Annotated in this window: 8 protein-coding genes and 1 riboswitch (1 of these 9 only partly in view); of the genes, 4 read left to right on the plus strand and 4 right to left on the minus strand. The window is 61.7% G+C overall.

What is annotated here, in order from left to right:
- Positions 1 to 24: 24 nt before the first annotated feature.
- The gene (locus ACTG19_RS13290; protein ID WP_429039697.1) at positions 25 to 768 is read left to right on the plus strand and encodes a LytR/AlgR family response regulator transcription factor; all 744 of its coding nucleotides are present in this window, start codon (positions 25 to 27) and stop codon (positions 766 to 768) included.
- Positions 769 to 877: 109 nt separating this feature from the next.
- Positions 878 to 2,068 (plus strand): L-lactate MFS transporter, encoded by a 1,191-nt coding sequence (locus ACTG19_RS13295; RefSeq protein WP_005339218.1) that lies wholly within the window; start codon positions 878 to 880, stop codon positions 2,066 to 2,068.
- A gap of 73 nt (positions 2,069 to 2,141) precedes the next feature.
- Here the strand turns inward: ACTG19_RS13295 and ACTG19_RS13300 are convergent, their stop codons facing one another.
- The 4 genes from ACTG19_RS13300 to ACTG19_RS13315 form a co-directional block, all read right to left on the minus strand.
- On the minus strand, positions 2,142 to 3,266 hold the full coding sequence (locus ACTG19_RS13300; RefSeq protein WP_439989154.1) for a 5-(carboxyamino)imidazole ribonucleotide synthase: 1,125 nt from the start codon (positions 3,264 to 3,266) through the stop codon (positions 2,142 to 2,144).
- Complete coding sequence (purE, locus tag ACTG19_RS13305) at positions 3,263 to 3,772, minus strand: 5-(carboxyamino)imidazole ribonucleotide mutase (RefSeq protein WP_439989155.1); 510 nt, start codon at positions 3,770 to 3,772, stop codon at positions 3,263 to 3,265. Before purE ends, ACTG19_RS13300 begins: the two co-directional genes overlap by 4 nt.
- A gap of 63 nt (positions 3,773 to 3,835) precedes the next feature.
- A complete protein-coding gene (locus tag ACTG19_RS13310; protein WP_335819202.1) occupies positions 3,836 to 4,138 on the minus strand; it encodes a P-II family nitrogen regulator in 303 nt (100 codons plus the stop codon).
- Positions 4,139 to 4,142: 4 nt separating this feature from the next.
- On the minus strand, positions 4,143 to 5,069 hold the full coding sequence (locus ACTG19_RS13315; RefSeq protein WP_267519871.1) for a sodium-dependent bicarbonate transport family permease: 927 nt from the start codon (positions 5,067 to 5,069) through the stop codon (positions 4,143 to 4,145).
- A gap of 109 nt (positions 5,070 to 5,178) precedes the next feature.
- Between ACTG19_RS13315 and nhaR the strand changes: the two genes are divergently transcribed.
- Entirely contained in the window at positions 5,179 to 6,081 is a 903-nt protein-coding gene (gene nhaR, locus ACTG19_RS13320) for a transcriptional activator NhaR (RefSeq protein WP_069529133.1), read from the plus strand.
- 35 nt (positions 6,082 to 6,116) lie between these two features.
- A riboswitch (cobalamin riboswitch) is annotated at positions 6,117 to 6,294 on the plus strand.
- 52 nt (positions 6,295 to 6,346) lie between these two features.
- On the plus strand, positions 6,347 to 7,558 hold the 5' portion of the coding sequence (locus ACTG19_RS13325) for a TonB-dependent receptor domain-containing protein (protein WP_247823689.1). The gene runs 612 nt beyond the window's last position; 1,212 of the gene's 1,824 nt are visible here — the first part of the coding sequence; its start codon is at positions 6,347 to 6,349; its stop codon lies off the right edge, out of view.

The raw sequence follows: 7,558 nt of genomic DNA on the forward strand, positions 1-7,558 counted from the left end.
GTGTGTGCCGCGAGAGGTGTTGTCATGCTGAAAGCCATTATTGTCGAAGATGAGTATCTGGCCCGCGAGGAGCTGGCCTATCTGGTGGGGCAGCACAGCACAATCGAGATAGTGGCGAGCTTCGAGGATGGGCTGGAGGCGTTCAAATACCTGCAGGATCACGAGGTGGATGTGGTGTTTCTGGATATCCAGATCCCCTCCATCGATGGCCTGCTGCTGGCCAAGAACCTGCACAAGTCGAGCCATCCGCCCCACATTGTCTTCGTTACCGCCTACAAGGAGTTTGCGGTGGAAGCGTTCGAGCTGGAGGCGTTCGACTATATCCTCAAGCCCTACAACGAGCCCCGAATCATCAATCTGCTGCAAAAGCTCGAGCATGCGGGCAAGTCGCAGCCAGTCACCACGGGGGAGGCGAGCGGCGAGGGGAACAGCCCGCACAATCGCACCGTCAATCTGGTGAAGGGGGAGCGCATCATCGTCACCCCCTGCGAGCAGATCTACTACGCCGAGGCCGACGAGAAGCTCACCTATGTCTACACCCGCGACGATCGCTACGTGATGACCATGACCATCAGCGAGTTTGTCAGCCGCCTGCCTGCCGAGGGGTTCTTCCGTTGCCACCGCTCCTACTGCGTCAACATCAACAAGATCCGCGAAATCGTCCCCTGGTTTAACAGCACCTATCTCATCCGACTCCATGATCTGCCGTTCGAGGTGCCGGTCAGTCGCAGCAACATCAAGGCGTTCCGTCAGCTGATGCGGCTCTGATTGTCATTCATTCCCGCCGATCTGCATTTCATGCCTTAATCGATCGGCGCGAACTGCGTCTTGCCTATAGTGGCCTCAATTTCCTTAAGGCCATCGACCGAGACGCATCATGACCATCGATCTGAATCGCACCCGGTACCTGACACTGATCGGTACCATTATCACCCAGTTCGCACTGGGTTCCGTCTACACCTGGAGCCTGTTCAACGCCCAGCTCTCCGACAAGCTGGACGAGCCGGTGAGTCAGGTTGCTTTCGCCTTCGGGCTGCTCAGCCTGTCGCTGGCGGTCGCCTCCTCCATGGCGGGCAAACTGCAGGAGCGGTTCGGGGTGCGCAACGTGACCCTGGGCGCCGGCGTGCTGCTCGGCATCGGCTTCTTCCTCACCGCCCATGCCAGCAATCTGGCGATGCTCTACCTCTGCGCCGGCATTCTGGTCGGTTTTGCCGACGGTACCGGCTACCTGATGACTCTCTCCAACTGCGTGAAGTGGTTCCCGGAGCGCAAGGGGCTCATCTCCGCCTGCTCCATCGGTGCCTATGGTCTCGGCAGTCTCGGTTTCAAATATATCAACCTGCTGCTGCTCTCCAGCTCCGGCCTTGAGACCACCTTCCAGTTGTGGGGCTTGATTGCGATGTCCATGGTGCTGGTGGGCGGTATGCTGATGAAGGATGCGCCCAAGCAGGCCGCCTCCGTGCAGCAGAGCGAGAGTCGTGACTTCACCCTGGCCGAGGCGATGCGCAAGCCGCAGTACTGGATGCTGGCGCTGATGTTCCTCACCGCCTGCATGAGCGGCCTCTACGTCATCGGTGTGGCCAAGGATATCGGCGAGAAGATGGTGGGTCTGCCTGCTGTAGTCGCCGCCAATGCCGTCGCCATCATTGCCATGGCCAACCTGGGTGGCCGTCTGGTGCTGGGTATCCTCTCTGACAAGATGTCCCGCATCCGGGTTATTACCATCGCTCAGCTGATTACCCTGGCGGGCATGGCGCTGCTGCTGTTCGTGCCGCTCAATGCCAATCTGTTCTTCGTGGCGGTTGCCTGTGTGGCCTTCAGCTTCGGTGGCACCATCACCGTCTACCCCTCGCTGGTGAGCGACTTCTTCGGTCTCAACAACCTGACCAAGAACTACGGCGTCATCTATCTGGGCTTTGGTCTGGGCAGCATCATCGGCTCCATTGTGGCCTCCCTGTTTGGCGGCTTTATGGCGACCTTCCACCTGATCCTGGTATTGCTGGTGGTGGCGCTGGTGCTCTCCCTCACCATCCGCCTGCCGGCACCGGTAGCGGTGGAGCGGGCCTGATAAGCCTCCCTGCCACAGCAAGCAAAAACAGAGACCCGGGCCATGCCCGGGTCTTTGCATTTCCGATGCTCGATCAGCGTGGCGCTAGCCCCAGCAGCTGGCGGGCCTGACGGCAGCGCTCCTCCACCGTTGACCAGTCGTCATCGGTTACCGTGATGTGGCCCATCTTGCGGCCGGGGCGGGGGTCGCCCTTACCGTAGAGGTGCAGCTGCAGGCCGGGCAGCGCCAGCAGGGCAGCCCAGTCTGGCGTGCCGTTTTGCCAGAGATCCCCCAGCAGGTTGATTAACAGGGCGGGGCGTACGGCGATCTGCTCCGGCAGCGGCAGATCGCACAGGGCGCGCACCTGCAACTCGAACTGGTTGCATCCAGCGTTGTCGAGGCTGGGGTGACCCGAGTTATGGGGACGGGGCGCCAGCTCGTTGACCAATAGCCTCCCCTCCACCAGAAAGAATTCCACCGTCAGCACCCCGACGTAATCGAGGGTCGCGATCAGTCGCTCAGCGATTCCTTTGGCTTCGCGCTCCAGCGTTGGCACGTTGGCCGGGGAGCGGGTCTGATCGAGGATGCCGCCGCTGTGCCAGTTCTGTACCAGCGGCAGGGCGCTGATGGCACCATTCGGACTGCGGGCCAGGGTCAGGGCAAACTCCCCCTCCAGTGCCAGCCGTTTTTCCAGCACGCAGGGCACGCCACTGGCTGCCATCGCGCTCGCCAGCTCATCCAGATCGCTCACCTGCCACTGTCCCTTGCCGTCGTACCCTTCGCGGGCCGTCTTGAGAATGGCGGGTAAGAGTTCGCTGGCCTGTGCGGGGATAGGCTCTTCCGGCAGTAGCGCCAGATAGGGGGCGACCGTGATGTCAGCTCCGCGCAGAAAGGCTTTCTCCTCGCGGCGATCCTGACAGATGCGCACCGCGCTGGCGCCCGGGCGTACCGGCTTTTGTTTTTCGAGCAGGGCGAGGGTTGTTGCGGGCACGTTCTCGAACTCGCAGGTAATGGCATCGCAGCGGAGTGCCAGTTGGTGCAGGGCGGTCTGGTCGTCATAGGGGGCGACAATATGGTGATCGGCGGCGGCACCGGCGATGCTGGCGGGATCGGGATCCAGCACCACTACCTTGTAGCCGAGGCGGTGGGCGGCCATCACGAAGTAGCGACCGAGCTGGCCGCCACCCAGCATGCCGAGGGTTGCGGGTGGCAGGATCATGTCGGCTCCTCCAGTTGCAGTGCCAGCACCCGATCTCGCTCGTGGGTGCGGAAGTCGTCGAGCTGCTGCCGGTAGCGGGGGGCGTCGCCGTCTTGTGCAACGGAGAGCAGAGAGACCGCAAACAGGGCTGCGTTGGCAGCCCCCGCCTCGCCGATGGCGAAGGTGGCGACCGGCACCCCCTTGGGCATCTGCACGATGGAGAACAGGGAGTCCATCCCCTTGAGATGGCGGGAGGGGATGGGCACCCCCAGCACCGGAAGAGTGGTCTTGGCGGCGACCATGCCCGGCAGGTGGGCGGCGCCACCGGCCCCGGCGATGATGGCGCGCAGGCCGCGCTCGCGGGCTGTGGCGGCATACTCGAACAGCAGATCCGGGGTGCGATGGGCCGAGACTACCTGCGCCTCGTACGGCACGCCGTGCTCCTTGAGGATGCGGGCGGCGGCCTGCAGCACGGGCCAGTCGGAGTCGGAGCCCATTACCAGGCCGATCAGGGGAGGTGTGTTCATTTTCTCTGAATCCTTGATGTTAAACGTTTGCTTTCAGTGAACAAAAAGAGCCGGCAAGCCGGCTCAGAATTTCTCGGGGCGCACGATTTCGACCTGTTGCAGGAAGGCGATCATGGCGTAGTCGGGGTAGTAGCGACTCTGCAGGTGGGCCAGCAGCCGCTCCGCCTGCTCCCGACTGCAGATCGCCTCCAGCCGGATGTTGCCGCTCTCGCTCCAGCTGGCGTTGCGCTCGCCATGATCCCCCCGGCCGCGGGCATCTGTGATGGTGTAGCCGCGCAGCCCCTCGCGGGTGAGGGTGCGCAGCAGGGTCGGCTCCAGATTGGCTTCCGTGATGACTGTCAGCAGGGTGCGGGTCTCGGTCTGCATGTGGCTACTCCGTGAAGTGGCGGGCCCAGCTGTGGTAGAGCGGGATCCCCAGCATGATGTTGAACGGGAAGGTGACCCCCAGTACGGCGCTGAGGGACAGCCCCGGGTTGGCCTGAGGCACGGCGATGCGCATGGTAGCCGGCACGGCAATATAGGAGGCGCTCGCCGCCAGGGTGGCCAGCAGGGTCAGGCCACCGAGGGAGAGCCCCATCAGCTGGCCAGCCGCCAAACCCAGTCCCGCCGAGGCGAGCGGCATCAACAGGGCGAAGCCGAGCAGGAACAGGCCGTGGCGGCGCAGATCCTGACACTGGCGGGCGACGATGAGGCCCATCTCCAGCAGGAACAGCGCCAGCGCTCCCTTGAACAGGTCGACAAACAGCGGTTTGAGCGGGGCAATCCCATCCGGTCCGGCCAGATAGCCGATGGCCATGCCGCCGAGCAGCAGGGTTACCCCTTTGCCGAGGAAGGTCTCGTGGGCCAGCATGCGCCAGCGAGTCTCGCGACTGATGCCCCGGGCCAGCACTATGCCCACCAGAATGGCGGGGATCTCCATCACCGCGAGGAAGATGGAGAGCTGGGATTCAAAGCTGATGCCCCGCTCGGTGAGCCAGTTCACCCCGACCGCAAAGGTGGCGACGCTGACCGAGCCATAGTGGGCGGCGGTGGCGGCGGCATCGACCCGGTTCATCTTGAGGCTCAGCACGGCAAAGCCGAGCAGGGTTTGCACCACGCCGAGCAGGATCACCAGCGCCAGTTGCGGCAGCAGAGGCTGCAGGGATTGCTGGGCCAGACCGACGCCGCCCTTGAGGCCGATGGCCAGCAGCAGAAAGAGAGAGAGGGTGTCGTAGAGGGCAGGAGGCAGTTTGAGCTCGGAGCGCACCAGACCGGCCAGCAGACCAAACAGAAAGAAGAGTACAACAACGTCCAGCATGATGGTTCGCAGGGCAGTTCAGATAATGGTTGCATGCTAGAGCCCGCAATGTTTCGATAAAATCAGATTCTCGCTGATGGTTGTTCGGTAAAAACTGATAGGGAACGGCATGCTCAACTACAAACAGCTCTACTACTTCTGGCATGTGGCGCGCAGTGGCAGTGTGACGCAGGCCGCCGAACAGCTGCATCTCACGCCGCAGACCATCAGCGGTCAGGTGGCCGAGCTGGAGCAGTCCCTCGGGGTGGCGCTGTTCAACCGGGTGGGGCGGCGTCTGGTGCTGACTGCTGCGGGTCGGCAGGCGCAGGAGCAGGCGGGGGCCATTTTCTCGCTCGGTGCCGAGCTGGAGCATACCCTGCGCCACGCTAGTCAGGAGCTGACTATGCAGGTGGGGATCGCCGATTCGGTACCCCGCACCTTGGCGTTCGAGCTGCTGGCCCCCGCCATGGCGCTGGCGACTCCGTTGCGGCTGGTGTGTCACGAGGAGCGGGCCGAGCAGCTGTTCAGCGAGCTGGCCCGCCACAAGCTCGACATGGTGCTGATCGATCGCCCGCTTCCTCCCGACAGCGGCGTGCGTGGCTATAACCACGAGCTGGGGCGCAGCCCGCTGGCGCTGTTTGCCAGTCCCGAGTTGGCGGCGCGGGCGCGGGATGGCTTTCCCGCCTCGCTGGAGGGGTTGCCGTTGCTTATTCCCGGAGAGAAGTCTGCCACCCACGATCGGCTGCTGGAGTGGTATCGCCAGCAGGGCATTCATCCCCATCTGGTGGGACAGTTTGATGACTCCACCCTGATGAAGTCGTTCGGCAAGGCGGGGATGGGGATCTTCCCGGCGCCGCTGGCGATGGCTGACGAAATTGGTCGCCTCTACGGGGTGGAGCGGATTGCGACCCTCACCGACGTCACACTCTCTTACTATCTGGTCTCGGCAGGACGCCATCTATCCCACCCCGGGGTGCAGGCGGTGATGGAGGGGGCTCAACAGCGGCTGGCGGCGCTGGTGGGGAATAAATAGAAATCTGGATGGCTATACATCCAGCTTGGCTCTGCCTATAATCCTCCCGCTTTGGCGCATCATGCTTAATAGGGAATCCGGTGAGAATCCGGAGCTGGCGCGCAGCGGTAAGGGGGAACGAAGCGACATCAGGGCACTGCCGTCAGGCGGGAAGCCGTCGCCGTAGGCTATCAGCCCCCGAGCCCGAAGACCTGCCAGAGTTCGTATTTCGGGCCGAGAGAAACCGGCCACGAAGTAGATACTTACGCGAACTTAAGGATCTCTCATGTCGAAGAAATTTCTGGCGGCTGCCCTGTTGCCGACGGCGGCGTTTGCCCAAACTACCATCCCCATCAATCCAACTCTGGTCATTACGGCCAACCGCGTGGAACAACCGGTCAGCTCGGTGCTGGCGCCCGTTGTGGTGATCGATCGTGCCGAGATCGAATCTCGTCAGGTGCAGAGTTTGCCTGATTTGCTGAAAACCCTGCCCGGCGTGCAGATGGCGACTCTGGGAGGCCGGGGGCACATCAGTAGCCTGTTTGTCCGTGGAACCAACTCCAACCACTCTCTGGTCTTGATGAATGGTCGCCCGATTGCCGCCATGGTGGCGGGCACGCCCGATCTCAGCCAAATCCCGCTCGGCAATATCGAGCGCATCGAATATATCCGTGGCCCACGAGCGGCTGTGTATGGTTCCGATGCCATCGGCGGGGTGATCAACCTCATCACCAAAACATCCGCCAAGAATGGCAGTGAGACACATTTGAAGGGCGGCGCTGGCAGCCATGGCTATGGTCAGGGTGAGCTAAGAACGGTTCAGTCATTGGGCCAAAAAACCGATATGAACATGCTGATCGGCTACGAACGTACCGATGGTTTTGATGTCGTAGCCAATACCAAACAGCCTGATCGTGATGGTTTTGCCAGCCGTAATGGCCAAATGGGTTTGAACCACGCGTTTAATGATGCCTGGAGTGCGGACTTCAATGCTCAGGGCTATGACAATCTCACTGACACCGATGGCAGCACGGATCAGAGTCGGGTACAGGCTTTCCAATATGATGGTGGTGTCAAGTTCCAGGGTCAGGATCTGAGCAGTCGACTTGAAGCCAGTTACGGTGAGAACAAGCTGAAGACTTGGCAGGAGGCTAAAGGAGAGGCTAGCGGTGAGCCTATTCATACTGGTTTAACCCGTTTCTCCTGGATCAATAGTTGGAACGGTATCGAAGGGGTTAATCTGACCGGTGGCGCAGATTGGCAGCGTGAGGAGATGAAATCAGACTCCCGCGGCTATGGAAAAACCTTCAACGCTCCTGATCGTGACAATACCGGTCTGTTTGCTGTGGGAAGCTATCGTTGGCAGGCGCTGTTATGGGAACTGTCAGGTCGTACCGATGACAACCAGCAATATGGTCGTCACAACACCTGGTCTGCCGCCAGCGGGCTGGATATCGATGAGAACCATAATGTCCGGTTGAGTTACGGTACTGGCTTC

This window comes from Aeromonas sp. 3P (assembly GCF_051919745.1).
Lineage (GTDB): Bacteria > Pseudomonadota > Gammaproteobacteria > Enterobacterales > Aeromonadaceae > Aeromonas > Aeromonas veronii.

What these genes read in the sequence shown, in the direction of transcription:
- ACTG19_RS13295 (WP_005339218.1), top strand. Translation starts at nt 878, where the DNA reads ATGACCATCGATCTGAATCGCACCCGGTACCTGACACTGATCGGTACC.
- nhaR (WP_069529133.1), top strand. Translation starts at nt 5,179, where the DNA reads ATGCTCAACTACAAACAGCTCTACTACTTCTGGCATGTGGCGCGCAGT.
- purE (WP_439989155.1), bottom strand. Translation starts at nt 3,772, where the DNA reads ATGAACACACCTCCCCTGATCGGCCTGGTAATGGGCTCCGACTCCGAC.
- ACTG19_RS13300 (WP_439989154.1), bottom strand. Translation starts at nt 3,266, where the DNA reads ATGATCCTGCCACCCGCAACCCTCGGCATGCTGGGTGGCGGCCAGCTC.
- ACTG19_RS13290 (WP_429039697.1), top strand. Translation starts at nt 25, where the DNA reads ATGCTGAAAGCCATTATTGTCGAAGATGAGTATCTGGCCCGCGAGGAG.
- ACTG19_RS13315 (WP_267519871.1), bottom strand. Translation starts at nt 5,069, where the DNA reads ATGCTGGACGTTGTTGTACTCTTCTTTCTGTTTGGTCTGCTGGCCGGT.
- ACTG19_RS13310 (WP_335819202.1), bottom strand. Translation starts at nt 4,138, where the DNA reads ATGCAGACCGAGACCCGCACCCTGCTGACAGTCATCACGGAAGCCAAT.